Source organism: Campylobacter sp. P091 (genome assembly GCF_002138935.1).
GTDB lineage: Bacteria > Campylobacterota > Campylobacteria > Campylobacterales > Campylobacteraceae > Campylobacter > Campylobacter devanensis.
On the sequence record NZ_MJKZ01000005.1, the window covers coordinates 71,735 to 92,422 of the forward strand.

21 protein-coding genes and 1 pseudogene are annotated in these 20,688 nt (G+C 32.3%); 17 read left to right on the plus strand and 5 right to left on the minus strand.

Features of this window, described 5'->3' with window-relative positions; genetic code table 11:
• Position 1: 1 nt before the first annotated feature.
• Genes CIGNP91_RS06110 through serC form a run of 4 tightly spaced genes read left to right on the plus strand, consistent with a single transcriptional unit; the run spans position 2 to position 3,737 of the window.
• On the plus strand, positions 2–781 hold the full coding sequence (locus tag CIGNP91_RS06110; protein WP_086235993.1) for a hypothetical protein: 780 nt from the start codon (positions 2–4) through the stop codon (positions 779–781).
• Complete coding sequence (gene ubiE, locus CIGNP91_RS06115; RefSeq protein WP_086253680.1) at positions 781–1,494, plus strand: bifunctional demethylmenaquinone methyltransferase/2-methoxy-6-polyprenyl-1,4-benzoquinol methylase UbiE; 714 nt, start codon at positions 781–783, stop codon at positions 1,492–1,494. Before CIGNP91_RS06110 ends, ubiE begins: the two co-directional genes overlap by 1 nt.
• Positions 1,491–2,651: an exodeoxyribonuclease VII large subunit gene (gene xseA / locus CIGNP91_RS06120; RefSeq protein ID WP_086225137.1), complete on the plus strand. Its 1,161-nt coding sequence runs from the start codon at positions 1,491–1,493 to the stop codon at positions 2,649–2,651. The genes ubiE and xseA overlap by 4 nt, the downstream gene beginning before the upstream one ends.
• Positions 2,652–2,660: 9 nt before the next feature.
• On the plus strand, positions 2,661–3,737 hold the full coding sequence (serC, locus tag CIGNP91_RS06125; protein ID WP_086226732.1) for a 3-phosphoserine/phosphohydroxythreonine transaminase: 1,077 nt from the start codon (positions 2,661–2,663) through the stop codon (positions 3,735–3,737).
• Positions 3,738–3,880: 143 nt separating this feature from the next.
• Here serC and CIGNP91_RS06130 read toward each other — a convergent pair whose 3' ends face one another.
• The gene (locus CIGNP91_RS06130) at positions 3,881–4,477 is read right to left on the minus strand and encodes a peroxiredoxin (RefSeq protein ID WP_086225135.1); all 597 of its coding nucleotides are present in this window, start codon (positions 4,475–4,477) and stop codon (positions 3,881–3,883) included.
• A gap of 167 nt (positions 4,478–4,644) precedes the next feature.
• Here CIGNP91_RS06130 and accD point away from each other — a divergent pair, with 167 nt between their 5' ends.
• From accD to CIGNP91_RS08920, 13 genes and pseudogenes are all read left to right on the plus strand, one after another.
• Positions 4,645–5,517 (plus strand): acetyl-CoA carboxylase, carboxyltransferase subunit beta, encoded by an 873-nt coding sequence (gene accD / locus CIGNP91_RS06135; protein WP_086225134.1) that lies wholly within the window; start codon positions 4,645–4,647, stop codon positions 5,515–5,517.
• Entirely contained in the window at positions 5,517–5,963 is a 447-nt protein-coding gene (locus tag CIGNP91_RS06140; protein WP_086228502.1) for a 23S rRNA (pseudouridine(1915)-N(3))-methyltransferase RlmH, read from the plus strand. Before accD ends, CIGNP91_RS06140 begins: the two co-directional genes overlap by 1 nt.
• 11 nt (positions 5,964–5,974) lie before the next feature.
• On the plus strand, positions 5,975–6,331 hold the full coding sequence (dksA, locus tag CIGNP91_RS06145) for an RNA polymerase-binding protein DksA (protein WP_086232507.1): 357 nt from the start codon (positions 5,975–5,977) through the stop codon (positions 6,329–6,331).
• A gap of 9 nt (positions 6,332–6,340) precedes the next feature.
• Positions 6,341–7,333: a hypothetical protein gene (locus tag CIGNP91_RS06150; protein WP_086225131.1), complete on the plus strand. Its 993-nt coding sequence runs from the start codon at positions 6,341–6,343 to the stop codon at positions 7,331–7,333.
• Complete coding sequence (locus tag CIGNP91_RS06155; RefSeq protein ID WP_086253681.1) at positions 7,333–8,271, plus strand: tRNA dihydrouridine synthase; 939 nt, start codon at positions 7,333–7,335, stop codon at positions 8,269–8,271. Before CIGNP91_RS06150 ends, CIGNP91_RS06155 begins: the two co-directional genes overlap by 1 nt.
• Positions 8,253–8,867, plus strand: coding sequence for a recombination protein RecO (gene recO, locus CIGNP91_RS06160; RefSeq protein WP_086240337.1), 615 nt, complete (start codon positions 8,253–8,255; stop codon positions 8,865–8,867). The genes CIGNP91_RS06155 and recO overlap by 19 nt, the downstream gene beginning before the upstream one ends.
• A 229-nt stretch (positions 8,868–9,096) precedes the next feature.
• Positions 9,097–9,615 carry a PAS domain-containing protein gene (locus tag CIGNP91_RS06165; protein ID WP_086253682.1) on the plus strand — a complete coding sequence of 173 codons (519 nt, stop codon included), beginning with the start codon at positions 9,097–9,099 and terminating at the stop codon, positions 9,613–9,615.
• Between the two features lie 573 nt (positions 9,616–10,188).
• Positions 10,189–10,857: pseudogene (locus tag CIGNP91_RS08910) on the plus strand (methyl-accepting chemotaxis protein); the annotation flags it as partial.
• 14 nt (positions 10,858–10,871) lie between these two features.
• Positions 10,872–14,852, plus strand: a complete 3,981-nt coding sequence (gene dnaE, locus CIGNP91_RS06175; RefSeq protein WP_086253683.1) for a DNA polymerase III subunit alpha — start codon at positions 10,872–10,874, stop codon at positions 14,850–14,852.
• 42 nt (positions 14,853–14,894) lie between these two features.
• Positions 14,895–15,797 carry a DNA adenine methylase gene (locus tag CIGNP91_RS06180; RefSeq protein WP_086253684.1) on the plus strand — a complete coding sequence of 301 codons (903 nt, stop codon included), beginning with the start codon at positions 14,895–14,897 and terminating at the stop codon, positions 15,795–15,797.
• Position 15,798: 1 nt separating this feature from the next.
• Positions 15,799–16,281: a DUF7004 family protein gene (locus CIGNP91_RS06185; RefSeq protein WP_086225124.1), complete on the plus strand. Its 483-nt coding sequence runs from the start codon at positions 15,799–15,801 to the stop codon at positions 16,279–16,281.
• Between the two features lie 103 nt (positions 16,282–16,384).
• Positions 16,385–16,549 carry a DpnII family type II restriction endonuclease gene (locus CIGNP91_RS08915; protein ID WP_442861881.1) on the plus strand — a complete coding sequence of 55 codons (165 nt, stop codon included), beginning with the start codon at positions 16,385–16,387 and terminating at the stop codon, positions 16,547–16,549.
• A gap of 61 nt (positions 16,550–16,610) precedes the next feature.
• Positions 16,611–16,787 (plus strand): DpnII family type II restriction endonuclease, encoded by a 177-nt coding sequence (locus CIGNP91_RS08920; RefSeq protein ID WP_369126167.1) that lies wholly within the window; start codon positions 16,611–16,613, stop codon positions 16,785–16,787.
• 82 nt (positions 16,788–16,869) lie between these two features.
• On the opposite strand, the gene mshL is transcribed toward CIGNP91_RS08920, so the two are convergent.
• Genes mshL through CIGNP91_RS06215 form a run of 4 tightly spaced genes read right to left on the minus strand, consistent with a single transcriptional unit; the run spans position 16,870 to position 20,644 of the window.
• A complete protein-coding gene (mshL, locus tag CIGNP91_RS06200) occupies positions 16,870–18,348 on the minus strand; it encodes a pilus (MSHA type) biogenesis protein MshL (RefSeq protein WP_086238958.1) in 1,479 nt (492 codons plus the stop codon).
• The gene (locus CIGNP91_RS06205; protein WP_086253686.1) at positions 18,329–18,700 is read right to left on the minus strand and encodes a hypothetical protein; all 372 of its coding nucleotides are present in this window, start codon (positions 18,698–18,700) and stop codon (positions 18,329–18,331) included. Before CIGNP91_RS06205 ends, mshL begins: the two co-directional genes overlap by 20 nt.
• A complete protein-coding gene (locus CIGNP91_RS06210; protein ID WP_086225120.1) occupies positions 18,697–19,269 on the minus strand; it encodes a hypothetical protein in 573 nt (190 codons plus the stop codon). The genes CIGNP91_RS06205 and CIGNP91_RS06210 overlap by 4 nt, the downstream gene beginning before the upstream one ends.
• Positions 19,259–20,644 (minus strand): hypothetical protein, encoded by a 1,386-nt coding sequence (locus CIGNP91_RS06215; protein WP_086253687.1) that lies wholly within the window; start codon positions 20,642–20,644, stop codon positions 19,259–19,261. Before CIGNP91_RS06215 ends, CIGNP91_RS06210 begins: the two co-directional genes overlap by 11 nt.
• Positions 20,645–20,688 lie beyond the last annotated feature (44 nt).

Genomic DNA, 20,688 nt, shown 5'->3' on the forward strand with positions numbered 1-20,688 from the left:
TTTGCAAAATATCAACTATTTAGAAATCACATCCAAACTCCCAAAAATAGGCAACAAAATGCTATATTTTGGTATCGATATTAGTGCTTATGATGGAGTTAGATTGCTAATTTTGCAAAAGCTCTTTTTAATTGATGGGCTTAGAAAACTCTACCAAAAAGATAAAAATAGTGCGATTTTAGCTATAATTGGAAAGCATTTAATAGAAATAAACTGCCTAATTAATAGCTTTGATTTTATATTTGATAAACTTGTTGTTGCTAAATTTAGCAAACTTCTAGATCAAATTTTACCGCTATTTGAACATTTAGGCCAAATTTTAAAAGGACAAAATAATTCTGAATTAAAAGATATTTTAACTCAAATTCAGATATATTTTGAGAATGGGTTTCAATCATTATGCTTTGAATTGGAGATTTTTTTATACGATACACACTCATTTTACTGCATTAAAGAGTGGAAAATTTCTTCATCATCAGCATATGCAATCCGCAAAAGTATAGTAAATTTACGCCAAGAAATTAAAGCCAAAACCGCCTTAAATTCAAACACTCTAAGCGAACTTTTTGTGCTTGTTAATGCATTTTATCAAATTTTTGGATTAACTAAATTTGAGCAAAAACTCTCAAAAATCACAAATTTAGTCTATAAATTCAAAAAATCCAACCAAAAAGATAGCAAATCAATAAATAAAGAGTTAAATAAAAAGCTAAAAAAATTCGATAAAAAGCTAGCTAAAATCTCAAAAAAACTAAAACCATACTATCAAAAGGAAATCTAGTGCAAAACCAAGAAAAAATCATAGATATGTTTAATGAAATTGCGCCCACTTATGATAAAGCTAATAAAATATTAAGCTTTGGAATCGACGCTTCTTGGAGAAGCTCAGCCTGTGATCAAGTTTTAAAAAATTTTAACTCCTCGCTAAATATTGCAGATGTCGCTTGCGGCACTGGAGATATGATTCAAGCATGGATTAATAGTGCCAAAAAAGCAAATTTAAAAATTGAAAAAATTACCGGAATTGACCCAAGTAAGCAGATGTTAAAAGTAGCCAAAAAAAAGCTCCCAAATTGTGAATTTAAAGAGGCAAAAGCTGATAATACAGAATTAAACCCAAATACCCAAGATATAGTTAGTATAAGTTATGGTATTAGAAATGTTGTAGCTAGAACTCAGGCTTTACATGAGTTTAATAGGGTTTTAAAAATTGGCGGATATTTAGTTGTTTTAGAATTTACCAAAAGAGATAAAAGTGGCCCAATAGCAAAGATTAGGGATTTTTATCTACACAATATTTTGCCTGCAATCGGTGGATTTATAAGCAAAAATAAAGAGGCTTATGAGTATCTACCTAGAAGCATTGAAGGTTTTTTAGACTCAAATGAGTTTTGTCGTGAACTTGAAAGAAGTGGTTTTGAGATGGTGATAGTTAAAGGGTTTAGTATGAATATTAGCACTATGTTTATTGCTAAAAAGGTTAAAAATATATGACAGTAAGCGATCTAAATGAGTCGGCTAAGGCGTTATTAGAGTCGCACTTTAGCGTAGTTGAAGTTGAAGGCGAGATAAGTCGCTTAACAAAACATAGTAGTGGCCACTGGTACTTTACGCTCAAAGATGAGAAATCTGCCATCAGCGTAGCTATGTATAAATTTACTAATCAAAATATAAAATTTGAAATAAAAGATGGAATGAAAGTTACGCTAATTGGTAAGCTTTCAATCTATAGCCCAAATGGTAGCTATCAGTTCATCGCTAGTCGCATTATTCCAATTGGTGTAGGTGAGCTTGAGCTTGCATTTAATCAGCTCAAAGAGCGTCTAGCTCTTGCTGGTTTATTTAATAGAGCAGATAAAAAACCACTACCAAAATATCCAAACAAAGTAGGAATCATTACAAGTGCTAGCTCTGCAGCATTTGCTGATATGTGTAAGGTTATTAGTGATAGGTATGTTTTGCCTAAGTTTTATCTATTTAATTCCTTAGTTCAAGGAAATAGCGCTCCAGCAAATTTAATTAAGATGTTAAAGCTTGCTGATTCTATGGAGTTAGATGTAATTGTCATTGCTAGAGGCGGCGGGTCTAAAGAGGATTTGTGGTGTTTTAATGATGAAGGCTTGGCTTATGCAATTTATGAAGCAAAGACGCCTATTATCTCAGCTATAGGGCATGAGATTGATTATAGTATTAGTGATTTTGTAGCTGATCACAGATCGCTTACACCCACTGCTGCGATGGTTGATCTCTTGCCTGATAGTAATGAACTTCATCAAAAACTTGATATTTTTCAAAATACTCTTGAAGCGATTATATCATCTAAATTCAACAAATGTGAAAGCTATTTAAATTTAGCCAAAGCACAGATAAAATCTAAAGCAATAGAGCAAAAAATCAACTTAGCTACTCTTACTTTAGATAGTTTTAAGTCAAATTTAGATAACTTTTTACATAAAAAATTTAATTTAGCTCAATCAAAAATTGATAAATTTGAGTTAGTTTTTAAAAGACAAGAGTATTTTTACAAGGTAACAAAAAATATGGCACATATTATAAAAGATTCACAAATCATCTCATTATCTGAGCTAAAAAGCGGCGATGAGATTACTATTAGTTCACAAAATTTATGCAAACAAGCAATAATAAAATAAGGGGATAAAATGAGTAGAGTTTTAAATTTTAGTGCTGGTCCAAGTGCGATTCCATTAGCAGTTTTAGAGCGTGCACAGGCTGAATTTACTAATTATCACGGTCTTGGCTTTAGTATTATGGAGGTTAGCCATCGTGGTAAGGTATTTGAAGAGTTACACAATAACGCCATTGCTAAACTAAAAAGTTTTTATAATATCGGCGATGATTATGCGGTGCTATTTTTACAAGGTGGTGCGACTTTGCAATTTGCTCAAATTCCGATGAATATTTACACTGGTGGCGTGGCTGAATATGTAAATACCGGCGTTTGGACACAAAAAGCAATCAAAGAAGCCAAAATCCAAAATATCAATTACAAGGTAATAGCAAGTAGCGAAGATACTAAATTTGATCACATTCCAAATTTTAATTTTAGTGATGATGCTGATTATGGTTATATCTGCTCAAATAACACGATTTACGGCACACAATACGCTACACTTCCAAGCCCAAAATGTCCGCTAGTAGTAGATAGCAGTTCTGATCTTTTAAGCCGTGAAATTGATTTTAAAGCACATAATATCGGATTATTCTATGGTGGAGCACAAAAAAATGCCGGCCCAGCTGGTATAACTATTGTTATAGTTAAAAAAGATTTAGCCGCAAGAGTTAAAGATAGCGTTCCTACTCCGCTTCGTTATACAACGCAAATAGAGGCTAATTCACTAGCTAATACACCTCCAACATTTGGAATTTATATGTTTGATTTGGTTCTTGATTGGATCAAAGATCAAGGTGGTTTAAATGCTATAAATGCTGTAAATGAACAAAAAGCAGCTGCTTTATATGAACTTATAGATAATTCAGATTTTTACAAAGCATTTGCAAAACCAGGTTCAAGAAGTTTAATGAATGTTAGTTTTGCTACTCCAAGTGCTGAACTTGATGGAGCTTTTGTTAAATTAGCCGAACAAAATGGAATGATAGGATTAAAAGGTCATAGAATCTTAGGTGGTTTAAGAGCTTCTATATATAATGCTGTAACACAACAAAGCGTACAAACTCTATGTGAATTTATGAAGGAATTCCAAAGAACACATGGATAATTTTTAAGCCTTTTAGGTAGTTAAACTCTATTTAAAGGGCTTTTAAATTTTATATTAAATACAAAATATCCGATTGTAAAAATTAGACATAAAAAAAGGCTACGACCCTTGCGAGTCGCAGCCAAATTAATTAAAAGGTAGAATTATAGTTTGTCGCCATCAGTTGATAGGTAGCTTGCTACACCTTCAGTTGTAGGTTTCATACCTTTATCACCTTTGTTCCAGCCAGCTGGACAAACTTCACCATGCTCATTTGTAAATAGCATTGTATCAACCATTCTTACCATTTCATCGATATTTCTACCAAGTGGTAAATCGTTTATTACTGCGTGGCGAACTGTACCATCTTTATCTAGTAGGAAGCTACCTCTTAGAGCTACTGCTTCATCAAATAGTACATCAAATCCTCTTGCCCACTCTTTTTTAAGGTCAGCTACTAGAGGGAATTGTACTCTACCGATACCGCCTTGTTTAATATCTGTTTCTCTCCATGCAAAGTGGCAGTATTCATTATCTGTGCTAACGCCGATAACTTCAATACCTCTATCTTTAAATTCTTTATATCTTTTGTCAAAAGCGATGATTTCGCTTGGGCAAACAAATGTAAAATCTTTTGGATAGAAAAATACTACTGCACCTTTTGGTCCAATGTTTTTATATAGATCAAAATTTTCTTCAATTTGACCATTGCCTAGAACTGCTACGCCACTTAGTTGTGGTGCTTTATTAGTAACTATCATACTAAATCTCCTTAATAATTTTTATGAATTGCGAAATTGTATCTATGTAAATTTAACTATAATTAAACGCAGATAAAACAATCTATAAAATCAATTTAAAAGTAATAAAAATATGAATTTAAAGAAAAATTTGCTATAATCGCCCAATTTTTTATTAAAGGAAAAAAATGCTAGGTGATTTTTTTTCAAAAATACGCAAAAAACAATCTCACCCAAGTGAAGCTCCAAGTCACTGGGTAAAGTGCAGCAGTTGTAGCTCTTTAATGTATTTTAAAGAAGTTGAAGCATGCTATAATGTTTGTCCAAAATGTGGATATCATATGAGACTTAGCGCTCAAAAAAGAATAGAATTAATTAGCGATGTTGGAAGTTTTGTTGAATTTGATGCAAATTTAAGACCAATAGATCCATTAAATTTCGTAGATAAAAAATCATATAAAAAGAGAATTGAAGAAGGTCAAAGTAAAAATGGCAAAACAAGCTCAGTAATCTCAGGAGAAGCTACAATTGATGGCCAACCAGTTCAGCTTGTGGTTTTTGATTTTAGCTTTATGGGTGGTAGCCTAAGCTCAGTTGAAGGTGAAAAAATCACTCGTGCAGTTCGCAGAGCAATAGAAAAAAGAAATCCACTTATTATAGTAAGTGCAAGCGGTGGCGCAAGAATGCAAGAGAGTACATTTAGTCTTATGCAAATGAGCAAAACTAGTGCTGCACTCAAACTTTTAAGCGATAATAGATTGCCATATATCTCAGTTCTTACTGACCCTACTATGGGTGGAGTTTCAGCCTCATTTGCTTGGCTAGGTGATTTAATCATTGCTGAGCCAAAAGCTTTAATAGGTTTTGCAGGCCAAAGAGTTATTGAACAAACTATTAAAGCAAGCCTACCTGAAGGTTTTCAAAGAGCTGAGTTCTTACTAGAGCATGGATTAATAGATGCTATAGTCCCAAGAGATGAGCATAAAAAATATCTTAGTGATATGATAAGATTTTTTATGAAAAATGATAATTTTTATAGCCCAATTAATGAGGCTATTTAGTGCAAATTCTAGTCCATTGTCTTCAAAAGCTTGATGATGATAAAGATATAAAAGATTATATCAAGATGAGTAGCAAATGGGCTAATATTAAAGAGATTAATAAATTTAGCCCACAAATTGCTAAAGCTCAAATTCAAGGCCAAGCCGCATCGCATAGAGCATATGAAGAGGCATATAAGCCTTGTTTAAATGGTTTTTGCATCGGACTTGATGAGCGTGGTGAAATGCTTGATAGCTTTGAGTTTGCAAAGCTTCTTAAAGATAGAAATCAAATTTCATTTTTTATTGGCGGGGCTTATGGTTTAGGTGATAATTTACGGGGAGAGATGGATAAGTTAGTGAGTTTATCACGGCTAACATTTGCGCATAAAATAGCTAAACTCGTACTATATGAGCAGATTTTTCGCGCTCTTTGCATTAATGCAAACCACCCCTATCATAAATAAAAAGGAGTTATATGACAACAAGCCAACTAGAGTATTTTAAAGAGTTGCTTTTAGAGAGAAAAGAGCAAATTCAAAGAAATATCAATGATGCAGCTAGTGAGATTGATGGACTTAGACAAAGTGGTGCTACTGATGAGCTTGACTTTGCTAGCATTAGTGCTGATGAAGAACTAGAACACTCAATCTCAGCTAAACAACAACAAGAGTTACATGAAATTGATCAATCATTAAAAAAAATTGAATCTGGAATTTATGGTATTTGCGATATGTGCGAAGATGATATTGATATAGAACGCCTAAAAGTAAAACCACACGCACGCTACTGCATTACGTGTCGTGAAATTGCTGAAAAAACAATAATAAAATAAGGGTAAAAGATGAAAACTAGACGATTTTTCTTATATTCTGTTATCTATATTGGGCTTGTTTGGCTGGTCACTTTTTCGTTTGCTGACCAAAATTATGCTATAAATATTCTTAGCTATACACTTGAATTACCAGTAGCTACATGGCTTGTGGTGCCACTTTGTATCTTTGCGATTTTAGCACTTTTGCATATGAGCTACTATGGGTTTAAAATCTACCTAGAAGGTAGAGCAATGAAAAGTGATGCTCAAATTTATAATGTTTTAGCTAAGGAAATTTACCTTGGACTAGAGTCAAATAAAGATTTTAAAACCGATCTTTTTGCAGCTTCAAGTGAGGTTACAAAATCGCTTTCTCCATGGCTAAATTTAGGCAAACCAGTTCTTCATAACGATGATTTAAGAGCCGCCTATGAGCTTTACAATGATGTAAAAACTGGAAAAGTATGTGAGTTAAAAAGATTTAAGCTTTTAAAAACTAATCCACTCTATATCCAAAATGAAAAAAACAAAATTCAAGCTGACTATAAATACGCTATTACCATCTTATCTAGCAATGATGCAAACGAAGAATTAAGAGCTTTTGCTTCAAATGCACTCGTAGAAAATGGTTCGTTTTTAGAACTATCTAAATTCAATCCAATCTACACAAATAACGATGTATTAACACTGGTAAATAGATACTCTAAAGACAAATTTGAAATTAGTACAAATGATATGTTTGGAATTATTAATAAAGTTAAATTTACCTCAGATGAATATATTAAAATTGCTAAAATTCTTAAAACAAAAGTTGAGCCAGATCTGCTTATATCTATGTTTGAGCATCTTAGAAATGATGAAGGGGCTGCATTTGAAGCATATTTATATCTACTTTATGACTTCCAAATGATAGAAAAACTTAGAGAAGCGATAATGAGCGGTAATGCTAAATTTGAGCGTATTGAGACCTTACTCTTTTTAAGAGATCATGGTAAAATCGCTAGAGCGGATCTATTTTATTAATGATTGATTTTAGCTCAAAACCGTTATTTTTAGCCCCTTTAGCGGGCTTTTCTGATCTACCACTTCGCAGCCTAGCTAAGCGTTTTGGCTGCGATTGTACAGTTAGTGAAATGATTAGCTCAAATGCTCTTGTATATGAACATGATAAGACCTTAGCAATGCTAGAAAAATCTCCACTAGAAACGCCATATATAGTTCAGCTAGCAGGTAGCAACACAGACGTAATCGCTAGAGCAGTAGAGATTTTAAATGAATTTGATGGGGTTGATGGGATTGATTTAAACTGTGGTTGTCCAGTGCCAAAAGTAATAAAACAAAATGCCGGTTCAGCCTTATTAAATGAACCAAAATTGCTATGTAATATCATTGAAACCATTAAAACTAAATCAAATAAACGCTATACTTCGGTTAAAATTCGTCTAGGATTTAACACCAAAATGGCACACCTAATAGCTCAAGATTTAGCTAACGCTGGGGCTGATTTTATCTGTGTGCATGGACGAACTAGAGCTGGTGGATATAGCGCACCAGTTGATTATGAAGCCATCGCTAAAATAAAATCAAATACAACAATTCCAGTTATTGCCAATGGCGACATTAATCTAAATAACTATCAAAATGTATTAAAAACTACTGGTTGTGATGGACTGATGATTGGCAGAGCTAGTATTGGTTCTCCATGGATATTTAAAGAGATTAAAGAAAATCAAAGTATAAATCCAGATGAAAAAAGACAAGTAATTAAAGAACATTTTGAACTAATGCTTAATACTTATGGTAATCATGCTATAGGGATTTTTCGCAAACATTTACACGAATACTCCAAAGGTCTTAATGGGGCTAGCGAATTTAGATCTAGCGTTAATCAAATACACTCTCCAGAGCAGATGAGAGAGCAGATTGAACAATTTTTTGACCCATGCAGGGCTATATCTTAAAGGTTCAAAAAGTAAGAGATGAAGACTGTATTGTCACAATTCTCTCACCACACAAACAGATCAAATGTTATAGGTTTTATGGCGCTCGTCACCCTATTATCACTCAAGGATTTAAACTTGATTTTGAATTAGTTGAAAGTAAAAGCTTTTTGCCGCATCTTCGCTCGACTATGCATCTAGGATTTAGCTGGTTAATCGAGCGTGAACGACTTTTAGTTTGGCAAAATTTTATGCGGCTAATGGCTGATCATTTACGTGATGTACAAGAGAGTGATGAGTTTTATTTTGAAATACTTGAAATGTGTGCTAAGAAATTTCACCGCCAAAACCCTATTAGAGTCGTACTTGAATCCTATGCAATGATTTTAAAATTTGAGGGGCGATTGCATATTGATACTAGTTGTTTTATCTGCGATGGCAAAATTAATAAACAAGTCGGACTTGGTAGAGCATTTTTACTTGCCCATCCTGAATGCATAGGCAAAAATCCATTAAACTATGATAGCGTGATCAAATTTCTTTCTACTGCTTCAACTGCTCACTTAAACGATACACAAATCAAAGAGTTATATTTTATTCTTTTAGAGGGGTTTTAATTTTTTGTTTATATGGATTGCTTTATCTTCTAAAACATATCAAGAAAATAATAATAAAATAAATCAAAAGTATTAAAGTAAATATTTTAATAAGTATTTATTTTGCAAATTATTATTACGGCAATATAATATAATCTAAAACTAAAAAGCACTATTTTACACTAAATATATTAGAATTTAATATATTTTTTTATAAAATTTGTAGTTTAGAAAATTGCGGGAGAGCAAAATGAGTACTAATCTACTAAATAATCAGCAAAAAGAGATTGGCGATGAAGCTTTCATTACTACAAAGACAGATTTAAAAGGCTACATTACTTATGCTAATAGCTATTTTTTAAATATCGTAAATGTCAAAAATTCAGATATCATAGGCAAAAATCACAATATAGTTCGCCATCCCGATATGCCAAAGTATGTATTTAAGCTACTTTGGGATAGGATAAAAAATAAACAAAAGATATTTGCTTTTGTTAAAAATATAACCTTTGATGGTGGATATTACTGGGTATTTGCCAATGTTACAAGCTCTCTTGATGAAAGTGGCAATATCATAGGCTACTACTCAGTGCGACGCAAAGCCAATCCACAAGCCGTGGAGAAAATCATCCCAATATACCAAAAAATGTTAGAATTAGAAAAATTCAGCGGAATCGAAGCTAGCCAAAAATATATAGCCGATTTATTAGCTACACACAACACTACATACGACCGCTTTGTCAATGAACTACAAAGAACAAAAGGATAGTAAATGGGTATATTTAGCAAAAAAAGTAAATTTGATGATATTGTTTATAATGAGATAGTAGCAGTAGTATGTGGCGCATCAAAAGGCAAATTAGAAGCTAGGATTACAAATATTGATAATGATTCTAGATTAGTAACGATAGCTAAGTATATCAATGACCTTTTAGATCAAGTAGAAGCCCTACAAAGAGAGACTCAAAGTAGCATTTTAGCAGCCAGAAGTGGCAAAGAGTATCGAAATATCTATGTTGAGGGATTTAAAGGGATTTTTAGAAATAACGCAGAATCTCTAAGCGAAGGCGTAACCGGTGTTTTAGAGGGGCAAAAAGGAAAAATCAGAGGAATTTTAAGCCAAAAATTTACCGAACTTGGCAATGGCACAAATGGAATGGATAGCGTTCAAAGAGATCTAATCGCAAGTGTAAGTGATTTAGCTAAGGTAGTAAATTCTAGTCAGCAAACTGCCGCTATTGCCGCCCAGAGCATAAGCAAAGTCGAAGAGCTAAGTTCAAATTTTCATATAATAACATCAAATACTAACCAAACTACTCAAAATATATATCAAAGAGCAACCGATATTAGTAGTGTAGTAAATTTAATTAAAGATATAGCTGACCAAACTAATCTTCTTGCTCTAAATGCCGCCATTGAAGCTGCTCGTGCAGGTGAGCATGGTAGAGGATTTGCAGTTGTTGCTGATGAAGTTAGAAAATTAGCAGAAAATACAACTAGGGCTACTGCTGATATTGAAAGTACCGTAACAATGCTAAGTCAAGACGCCGATGAATTAAACCGCTCAACTGATATGATAAATCAAGTGGCCCAAACCGCTTTAGATAACACAGATAAATTAAAAGAGGCTCTAGAAAATTTTAGTACTGACGCAGCTACTACAGCTAAAGTCTCAGAATTAACGCAAAATAAAACTATTGGAATTTTAACCAAAATTGATCTTATTTTAGCCAAAACCACAGCTTATAATAACGCATTAAATGAGCTAAAATTTACTCCAGAGCAAAAAGCGCATATAGATGAGTTATTGCATGATTGTGAGAGTAATTTTGCTAAATTCAGCCCAGAACAAACTGCTAAAATCAAAGAGGCTTTAGAGTTGATAATTAAAGTTTTAAGAGATGAAAATAGACAAGATATCGATAAACTTGTTGATAAATTTAATACCATAGAACAAAATAGTAGTTTTATCTTTAAAAGCATAGATAGCGTAGTATCAAATAAAAATTAATTTAGGATTTATATATGAGTTTGGATTTTACCCATCTGCATTTACATACTGAGTATTCGCTTTTAGATGGAGCTAATAAGATTAAAACTTTAGCTAAAAGACTAAAAGAGATGAATATAAAATCTTGTGCTATTACTGATCATGGAAATATGTTTGGAGCAATTGAGTTTTATAAAGGGATGAGAGCTGAGGGGATAAAGCCAATTATAGGTCTTGAGGCCTACATTCATAATAGTGATGATATAAGCTCTAAAGAGAGTAGATATAGATTTCATCTATGCTTATTTGCCAAAAATGAGATAGGATATCAAAATTTAATGTATCTTAGCTCAATGAGCTATATCAAGGGCTATTACTACTATCCAAGAATCAATAAAAAGCTATTAAGAGAGCATAGTGAGGGGCTAGTTTGTAGCTCGGCTTGTTTGGCTGGAGAGGTGAATTTTCATCTAAATTTAAGTGAGAGAAATATCAAAAGGGGCGCAGGCGGATATGAAGCAGCTAAGGCCGCAGCGCTAGAGTATAAAGATATATTTGGGGATGATTTTTATCTTGAGATTATGCGTCATGGGATATTTGACCAGCAGCGAATCGATAGCGATATTATCAGATTGTCTAAAGAGACTGGTATTAAATTAATCGCCACAAATGACGCTCACTACACAACCAAAGATAACGCCATAGCACAAAAAATCTTTGTTTATATCTCAGCCAATAAAAATTTCGATGAGAGTGTTAAAGAGCAGGTTTTAAGCGAATTTTATGCTAAATCCCCAGAGCAGATGAGCGAGATTTTCGCTGATATCCCAGAAGTGGTATCTAATACCCAAGAGATAGTAAATAAGTGTAATTTAGAGATTAAATTAGGCAACGCCACTCCGCCAAATTTCAAATTCACCCAAGAATATGCCAAAGCAAGGGATCTAGCCTTGCCAAATCCAGATTTAGAGTATGATTTGGATAATGATAGCCTTTTGTTTGAATATGAGTGTAAAGAGGGGCTTAAAAAGCGTTTAGAGTTTATCGATCCTAGCAAACATCAAATTTACAAAGATAGACTAGACTTAGAGATAAACACCATTAAAAATATGAAATTTCCAGGCTATATGCTTATCGTAGCTGACTTTATCAACGAAGCCAAAAAGCGTGGTATCCCAGTAGGCCCTGGGCGTGGCTCGGCTGCTGGAAGCTTGGTAGCTTACGCCCTTCGTATAACTGACCTTGATCCGATCCCATATAACTTGCTATTTGAGAGATTTTTAAATCCTGAGCGTATAAGTATGCCTGATATTGATGTGGATTTTTGTCAAAATCGCAGAGGCGAAGTTATTGATTATGTGATTGAAAAGTATGGCCAGTATAATGTCGCTCAAGTAGCTACATTTAGTAAGCTCTTAGCCAAAGGCGTTATAAGAGATGTCGCTAGGGTTATGGGTATGCCATACGCTGATGCTGATGCGATGGCAAAGCTAATTCCTGATGAGCATAGCTTAAAAGGCTACACAAATAAAAATGGTGAATTTGAGCCTGGAGCCTTTGAAAAAGAGCCAAAAATCGCTGAATTGATAGAGAGTAATGAGCTAGCTAGAAGCGTGTGGCAATATGCTTGCGAGCTTGAAGGTTTAAATAGAAATCCCGGTATGCACGCTGCTGGTATAGTAATTAGCAATGAAGAACTATGGAAAAAGGCACCACTATGGCGACAAAGCAACGCCGAAGATGGTCACTATGTCACGCAATATACTAAGGATTATTTAGAAGATGTAGATCTGATCAAATTTGACTTTTTAGGGCTTAAAACGCTAACTGTGATTGATGATGCGATTAAGCTTATTAAAGCTAGATTTAATCAAGACATTTTATGGGAAAAGATCGATTTTAACGACCCTAAAACCTACCAAACTATACAAAGTGGCAACACTCTTGGAATTTTTCAGATAGAATCTAGCGGAATGCAAAAATTGGCCGCCAAATTAAGGCCCGATTGCTTCGAAGATATAATCGCTATGATCGCACTCTATCGCCCAGGGCCACTAAATTCAGGTATGGTGGATGACTTCATAGATATTAAACATGGTAAAAAGAGTGTAGAATACGCTTTTGATGCCTTGCGACCGATATTGGAGCCGACTTATGGAGTTATAGTCTATCAAGAACAAGTCATGCAAGTAGTCCAAACTGTGGGTGGATTTAGCCTTGGTGGAGCAGATTTAGTCCGTAGGGCAATGAGTAAGAAAAAAGAAGATGAGATGCTAAGACTCAAAACTCAGTATCTAGATGGCGCTTCTCAAAATGGCTTTGATAGGGATAAGGCTGATGCGCTCTTTGAGCTGATTATGAAATTTGCCGAATATGGATTTAACAAATCCCACTCCGCAGCTTATGCTCTTATCACCTTTCAAACAGCATATTTAAAGACATATTATCCGGCTGAATTTATGGCTGCTCTTTTAAGTAGTGAAGAGAATAACGCCGATAAAATCACCAAATATATAGAAGAGATCCGCCGTTTAGATATAGAGCTACTCCCGCCTAGCGTTAGTAAAAGTAGTAGTGAATTTAGCGTTATTAGCAAGGATGGTAAGGATGCTATCATCTATGGACTGGGCGCTATCAAAGGCGTTGGTGGATCTGCGATTGAAGATATCATAAATATCAAAAAAGATGGCCTAAATAGCTTAGAAGATCTAGTGTCTAAAAGCGATTGTACCGCAGTAAATAAGCGAGTTTATGAATCACTCATAAAATCAGGCGCCTTGGATGAATTTGGCTACACTAGAAAAACTTTGATGCAAAATCTTGAGTATATCACAGACCAATCCAAAAAGAGCTCCGATATCAAAAGAGAGGCGCAATTCTCACTATTTGGCGATGATGAGAGTATGAGTAAAATGGTGCTTAATCTAAGCTTAGCCCCAGATGAATTCACCCAAAGAGAGCTTTTAAGCTTCGAACAAGAGTATCTAGGCGTATATATCAGCGGACATCCATTAGATGAGTTTAAAAGTAGCATTGAAGCTATTTCACATACGAATTCAACGCAGTTTGACACTATCGAAGATGGCAATGAGATTATCGTAATAGGCAAGATAGAAGATATTTCAATCAAGCTGACAAAATCTGGCAATAAAATGGGTATCATAACCATCCTTGATATGTATGGAAGTATGGAAGCTACTGTATTTTCTCATATACAAAAGATAGAATCAATGCCAAAAGATGAGCTAAATAAACCACTTGTATTTAAGATGCTTTTTAATAGAGACGACCAACAAGTCAAGCTAAAAGTAAATGAAATTTACACTCTTGAAGAGGCCGAGAATACTAAAATCACACTAAAATCCAACAAAATCACCGCCGAAGAGATAGAAGAGAATAAAGAGTATTTTGGCGCCATCAAGCACTCTACAATCCTAGATATCTTAAAAAGTGCTAAAAACGGCGAACATCTCATCATTGCTAAACTAAATGATATCAGCATCAAAGACACAAAATCAGGCAATAAAATGGCGGTATTAAGCGTAACTGACAAAAGCTCAAATGCCGATATGTTTGCCTTTGATGTGGCTTGTACTCAAGCTAGTGAGATAATCAACACAGATAGATTATATGCACTCAAAGTCACACCACCAAGGGATACAAACTCAAAAATGATAGTCAATCAAATCATCGACATAGACGAGGCAAAAAATGGCGATATAACCCTTAGAAACGCACCTAAAAAAAGAGCCATAAATACAGAAGCCACTACCGAACAACCTAGCTCAAATATCGTTGGAAAATTAGAAATTGAGCTAAAATTAAGCGCTTTAAACAAAAATAAAATCAATCAAATTTACCAACTTGCACACAGACACAACGCTATAATCGGAGCCAAAAAGAGCTTGATCTTAAGAGTTTTAGATGAGAACAAAACGCAAATTATGCAGTTTGTAACTGAATTTAGCGTAACTGATGATTTTGAAAGTGAGCTAAATACGCTTTTAGTTGGATAAATATATTAAATTACTAAGTTATAATTTTGAAAGAATATTGAAATGAACAAAAAATTATCTAAACCATTTTTAAAATGGGCTGGTGGAAAAGGGCAGCTTTTAAATAAATTTAAAGAGTTATATCCACAAGAATTAATAAATGGAGAAATTAAAATATATATTGAGCCATTTGTCGGTGGTGGTGCTGTTCTTTTTGATATTTTACAAAACTATCAAATTGAAAAAGCATATATAAATGATATTAACAAAGAGCTTATTAACTGCTATCGTTGTATTAAGGCAGATCTTAAAGAAGTAATAAAACAATTAGATATATTAGAAAAAGAATATTTGACAAGCGAGGATAGAACTAATTATTTTTATAAAGTTAGAGATAGATACAATGAAATTCATTTAAACGAACACTATGACTTTGAAAAATGTGCTGATTTTATATTTTTAAACAAAACTTGTTTTAATGGACTTTATAGGGTTAATAAAGATGGAAAATTCAATGTACCACACGGCAAATATAAAAATCCACTAATTTGCGATAAAGAAAATTTAAGGTTGTGTTCTACTCTATTACAAAAAGTTGAAATAAGTTTTGGTAGTTATGAACAAGTCTTAGAAAAAGCAGATAATAACACATTTGTATATTTTGACCCACCATATAGACCACTTATGGAAAAGAATTCATTTGTGAGTTATGATAAATCTGGATTTGATGATAATGATCAAATAAAACTTGCAGAGAATTATAAATTTTTAGATAATAAAAAATCTCTGTTGATGCTTTCAAATTCTGACCCTAAAAATACAAACGAAGAAGACAATTTCTTTGATGATATATATAAAGGTTTTGAAATTGAGAGGGTTTTTGCAAAAAGAATGATAAACTCTTCAGCAAGTAAGCGTGGCGATATAACTGAAATTGTTATAATGAACTACAAAAGGAGAAGATAGAATGAATATTTTAAAAAGATTTATTGATAATTCTATAGTATATTATGATCGTGGTAAATTTGACGACTATTGTGTGTATCTAAAAGAAAAAGATTTATCTGCAAAAGCTCCCAGAGATATTGAATATTTTCAATATTTCATTGATTTAGCTAAAATTTATGGTAATAGTAAAATATATAATGATTTTTGTTTGATATATGATAAAACAACTGATGTTGTTAACAATGCAATACTTAACCTAATAACTGAAATAAGTATTTCGTATGGAGAAAATTCCTTGTGGGTTGATAAATGGTTTACCGTGATATATCTAGGAATGGTGGCTGAAGAAAGAAAAGCTAATGCAATACTAAAGAAAAAAATTAAACGATTAGGGTTTCATCAAATTATGATGGAAAATCTATCAGCCTATGAAGCTGCAAATTTTAGCAGAGGAAAACGTGCTGTAATATTGTTACAAGAATGTCAAAAAAGAGGTTTTTAATATGAAAAGAAATTTTAATGAATGGTTTGCAAATTTTACTGATAGTATAGCAACTTACTAATATTACACAGACTTTTAGCATTGTTTATAAAATATTGATAAAATCAAAGTTGAGTTGAATATTATGAGCTCTTTAATAGGTTCAAAAAATATGGAATATGACTTTGATTTATTATTTAATAAATACCCTGAAATAAGAAAATGTTTACCTCTACTTATTGCTGTAAGAGAAAAAGAAATCAAAGTAATAGATAATGGAAAAAATTAAAATATCATTTTACTAATATTGACGATATTGAATTGTTAGAAAAACTGGTTTATCTGACCTAATTTCAAATCTAGGTAAAGTTGCTAAAAGATTTGATTATGTAGTTAAAACCAATAATTGCATTTATGCTTTTGAAACAAACTTTTATTCAAGCAATGGCTCTAAACTAAACGAAACTACTAGAAGTTATAAAATGCTAGCTGAAGTTTCTAAAAGTTTTCTTGAATCTTTGGTTTGAATATACGATAAAAACACTAAATTATTCTTAAGCTTATTAACTTTTTTGCATTTATAAAATCACTAAAATATTAAACAAAACACTATTTATTAAATATTTCTACTCCATCAAATCCAAGTTCATTTGGTAAAATCGGGCCGTTAATTATAGTTGGAGTGATAATAAAGATTAATTCACTAGTTTTGCTAGTTTGTCGGTCGCTTTTAAATAGATACCCAAGCAAAGGAATATCACCCAAAATTGGAACTTTATTAATCTCGTTACCTAGGCTTTTAGCGATTAAACCACCTAAAATTATACTATCACCACTAGAAATTTCTACCACAGTAGATAACTTTTTTTGCATAGTATCTGGAGCGATTACACGAGGTTGTGTCTGCTTAGCATCATCAGCTGAATATTTAAAGCTGCTTAAGCTAGGATTTATACGCAGCATTATGCGATTCTCATCGCTAATTTCAGGTAGGAGGTTTAGTAAAATTCCTATAAATACAGAGTGCTGTTTATAAGTAGTTTTAGTAATCTCACTAGTATCATTATTAGTAATATCTTCAGCAATTCTATAATTGATATTATCACCTACTGAGATTAGGGCTTGTTGGTTATTCATTGCCATTATTTTAGGACTTGAGATTATTTGACTTTTCCCATTAGTATTTAAAAAATTTAATACACCATCAAGGCTCAGACGCAAATCTCCGCCAATGATAAATCCGCCAGAGATATTCTTTAGGCTATGGGCTGGATTTTGAGTAGTGCCTTTATTAAAAATTAGGCGTGATGAAGTACCATCGCTTAAATAACTTTTAAAACCAAGCTCAAATTTACTCCAATCAACACCTTTTGTATAGCTATTATCTAACTCAACAGAGATTATTTTTACATCGATTAAAACCTGCTTTTTAAGTCGGTTTGAGAGCAAATTTAGATAGTTTTGTACTCTTTGTAGTTGATTTGCAGTACCAGTGATATGAATTAGCCCAGCTGCTGGATTAATGATTGGGGCTGGAGCAATAAATGAATCATTATGGCTATTTAATACTAATTTTAGCTCATTAGCAAGATCTTGCCAAAAATCAAATTTTTCTGTAGTTTTTATTATATTATCTTGATTATTTTCATCATTTTGACTACTATTTTGATAATCCTCGCCAATCTCTATTGGAGCTGAATCTACAGAAGCTTTAATAATTGCTTGACCTTGTCTAGCTGAGATAATATAATCCATTTTAAAGGTTTTAGTTTGTATATATGACAAACTTAACATTTTGTCATTAAACTCATAACTAAGATCATTTGACTCAGCTACTAAGCGTATAATTTCATCAAGACTAAGGCGTGAAATATTTATTAAATTTGTTGGGGTTTTTAATGCATTAGTGGCATTTGAATCGCTTAAAGCAATGCTAAATTTGCAAATATTTGCAAGCTGAGCTAAAATTTCATATGATGTTATATTTGGGCTTAGACTCATATCTAATTTCTTATTTTTACACTCATTTGCATTTAGATTTATAGTTAATGCAGCTAGACTTAATATTTTAAAAAACTTTAATATCATTATTTACCTCTGAGATTGAAAGCCTAATTTTATTATTATTATGCAGTATTATTACAGTTTGATTTTCTATCTCTAAAATGCAAATCTCTTGACAACTTTGACCTAGTTCATACCAATTAGAGTTGATTTTGGCTCTATTTTCTATTATAGCCTCTAATTTTAAAGTGCTAGAATTAAAGTCTGTTTGAACATTTTGAGTGATGTAAAATGGCGATTTTACTTGGTTTATATCACTTAAATTTGCCCTTAATGGGCTTTTATTGTATAAATCTAATATATATTTGTATTTAGTACCTAAATCTTGAGAAAATAGCAAAGTAGTCATGGTTAAAAACAAACAAAGCAATCTCATTTTACACTCTGCAAACTTAGTCTAATTTGACTACTATATGGCTCAAATCTAGCCTCTTTAATATCTATAAAGCCCCCTTTAAGCTCATCTATAAAAGCTAGTGTTTGAGTAAAAGTCGAACTAAAAGATAGATTATAATCATATAAAATAGCACTATTTTCTTTTATATTATTTGGCAAAATTTGAGAAATCTTTATATTATGTTCTTTTGCCTTATCCCCAATAAAGCTTAAAATCTCACTACTAGAACTAAATTTATCCAAGATTGCGACTAGATTTTTAGTGTGAGATTGGATAAAGATATTCTCAGCTTTTAAATTTTCTAGTTCAATTTTACTATCTTGTAATCTTTTTGTTGCTAGCTCTAAGCGATTTTGAATTTGCTGCGGAGAATTCATACTGATATAGTTATTTAACTGTAATTCATAATTAGCTAAAGCGCTTTGATAGAGTCTATCAAAATAGTCCCAGCTAAGATAAAGTAGATAAAACATAATCAAAAATCCACCCATAAATATCATATGTTGTTCTCTTTGGCTGCGTGATTCTAACAAGGATTTAAAATCCATTTTCTTGTTCTATCGTAAGGTTTGATTCAAAAATATTTTGATTACTGATGAGTTGGCCAATGTGAGTTTTAGCGCTAAAAGAGTTTATAAAATTATTAATATTTTGAGTATCTTGTGAGATGATTGCAATGTTGATTTGATTATTTTTTAATTCTATATTCCTTGCTTGAAGCGAATATTTATCCATCAAATTTGCGATATTTGCTAAAATTATAGCTAAATTTTGGTTATTAAATTTACTTGCAATAATATCGATTGTAGCTAAGTTTTTATTTATATTATTTTTTATATTTTGAATTTGTATGGTTATACTTTTAATCTCATTATTTAGTGCTATTAGACTACTATTTAAACTACTCACACTTGAGTTTTGCAAAGTCAAATTTGCTCCAAGTTTTGTAGATTTAGCCTCTATATTAAAAGTTAATATTAGCATATAAATCGGATAAATCAATCCCAAAATCGCTCCAGCAGCAATACTAATAAATAGCTTACCATCAGCTCTTTTATATAGCGGTTTAGGTTTATTAAATAGTGTAAAATTTAGCAGCTGTCCTTTATGTATTAGTTCCTTAGCATATATTGCCATCATTAAATTAAGCGGTGCTGGACTTTTAAAATTATCTAAAAACTCAAACCCTCTAACCTCTTGCCCAAGCTTATTAGATAAAGCAGTATTAAGACCTATAATATCTCCTATAAATGAACTAAGATATATCCTATCTGGTATGATTTTATCGATATTTGCAATACTTTGGATAGTTTGAACAGTTATATTTAATAACTCAGTAAATTTATTGCTATTTTGATCTATAATCTTAGCCGTGCATTCAATTTTGCAATTCCTAGCTATCTTAGGCAAAGTATCGCATATAATTCCATGATGCATAACATATCGCCCATTACGATAAAAGCATAAATAACTCTCATCATTATCATAAAATATAAAACAATCTATGCTAGATTTATCAAGTAAATTAGAGCTATAAAATCCACACATTAACAAAGGAGATGGAATAATTATATTAATATTTTTTAAGATATTAATCGCTTGAGTATCTAATTCCTTCAAAGCTAATTCAATATCGATGATATAAAGCATATAACCACCATCACTATCATCAAAATAGCTAATCTTATACTCTTTTTGCGGATTTAAAAGCAGCTCATCGTATGCAAATTTGATAATCTTTATACCTAGATTCTCTTTCTCATCAGTATAATATTTTAGAGTTGTTAAAGCTTTAGCTGGTATAAAACAAATACTAAATTCATTATTTTTTATTTTATATTTTACTTTCGGATTAAAGTGATTTGAGTAGTCATAAATTACATTTTTATATAAATCAACGCAGACCAAGCTACTCTTTTTCAACTTTTTACCTTAAAATATATAAAATATGTTAAATTCGGTATTTT

Excerpts from the sequence above, each read along its gene's own strand:
- accD (WP_086225134.1), top strand. The coding sequence starts at position 4,645 with ATGCTAGGTGATTTTTTTTCAAAAATACGCAAAAAACAATCTCACCCA.
- CIGNP91_RS06210 (WP_086225120.1), bottom strand. The coding sequence starts at position 19,269 with ATGGATTTTAAATCCTTGTTAGAATCACGCAGCCAAAGAGAACAACAT.
- serC (WP_086226732.1), top strand. The coding sequence starts at position 2,661 with ATGAGTAGAGTTTTAAATTTTAGTGCTGGTCCAAGTGCGATTCCATTA.
- CIGNP91_RS06180 (WP_086253684.1), top strand. The coding sequence starts at position 14,895 with ATGAACAAAAAATTATCTAAACCATTTTTAAAATGGGCTGGTGGAAAA.
- dksA (WP_086232507.1), top strand. The coding sequence starts at position 5,975 with ATGACAACAAGCCAACTAGAGTATTTTAAAGAGTTGCTTTTAGAGAGA.
- CIGNP91_RS06150 (WP_086225131.1), top strand. The coding sequence starts at position 6,341 with ATGAAAACTAGACGATTTTTCTTATATTCTGTTATCTATATTGGGCTT.
- mshL (WP_086238958.1), bottom strand. The coding sequence starts at position 18,348 with ATGATATTAAAGTTTTTTAAAATATTAAGTCTAGCTGCATTAACTATA.
- CIGNP91_RS06155 (WP_086253681.1), top strand. The coding sequence starts at position 7,333 with ATGATTGATTTTAGCTCAAAACCGTTATTTTTAGCCCCTTTAGCGGGC.
- recO (WP_086240337.1), top strand. The coding sequence starts at position 8,253 with ATGCAGGGCTATATCTTAAAGGTTCAAAAAGTAAGAGATGAAGACTGT.
- dnaE (WP_086253683.1), top strand. The coding sequence starts at position 10,872 with ATGAGTTTGGATTTTACCCATCTGCATTTACATACTGAGTATTCGCTT.
- CIGNP91_RS06205 (WP_086253686.1), bottom strand. The coding sequence starts at position 18,700 with ATGAGATTGCTTTGTTTGTTTTTAACCATGACTACTTTGCTATTTTCT.
- xseA (WP_086225137.1), top strand. The coding sequence starts at position 1,491 with ATGACAGTAAGCGATCTAAATGAGTCGGCTAAGGCGTTATTAGAGTCG.
- CIGNP91_RS06185 (WP_086225124.1), top strand. The coding sequence starts at position 15,799 with ATGAATATTTTAAAAAGATTTATTGATAATTCTATAGTATATTATGAT.
- CIGNP91_RS06130 (WP_086225135.1), bottom strand. The coding sequence starts at position 4,477 with ATGATAGTTACTAATAAAGCACCACAACTAAGTGGCGTAGCAGTTCTA.
- CIGNP91_RS06165 (WP_086253682.1), top strand. The coding sequence starts at position 9,097 with ATGAGTACTAATCTACTAAATAATCAGCAAAAAGAGATTGGCGATGAA.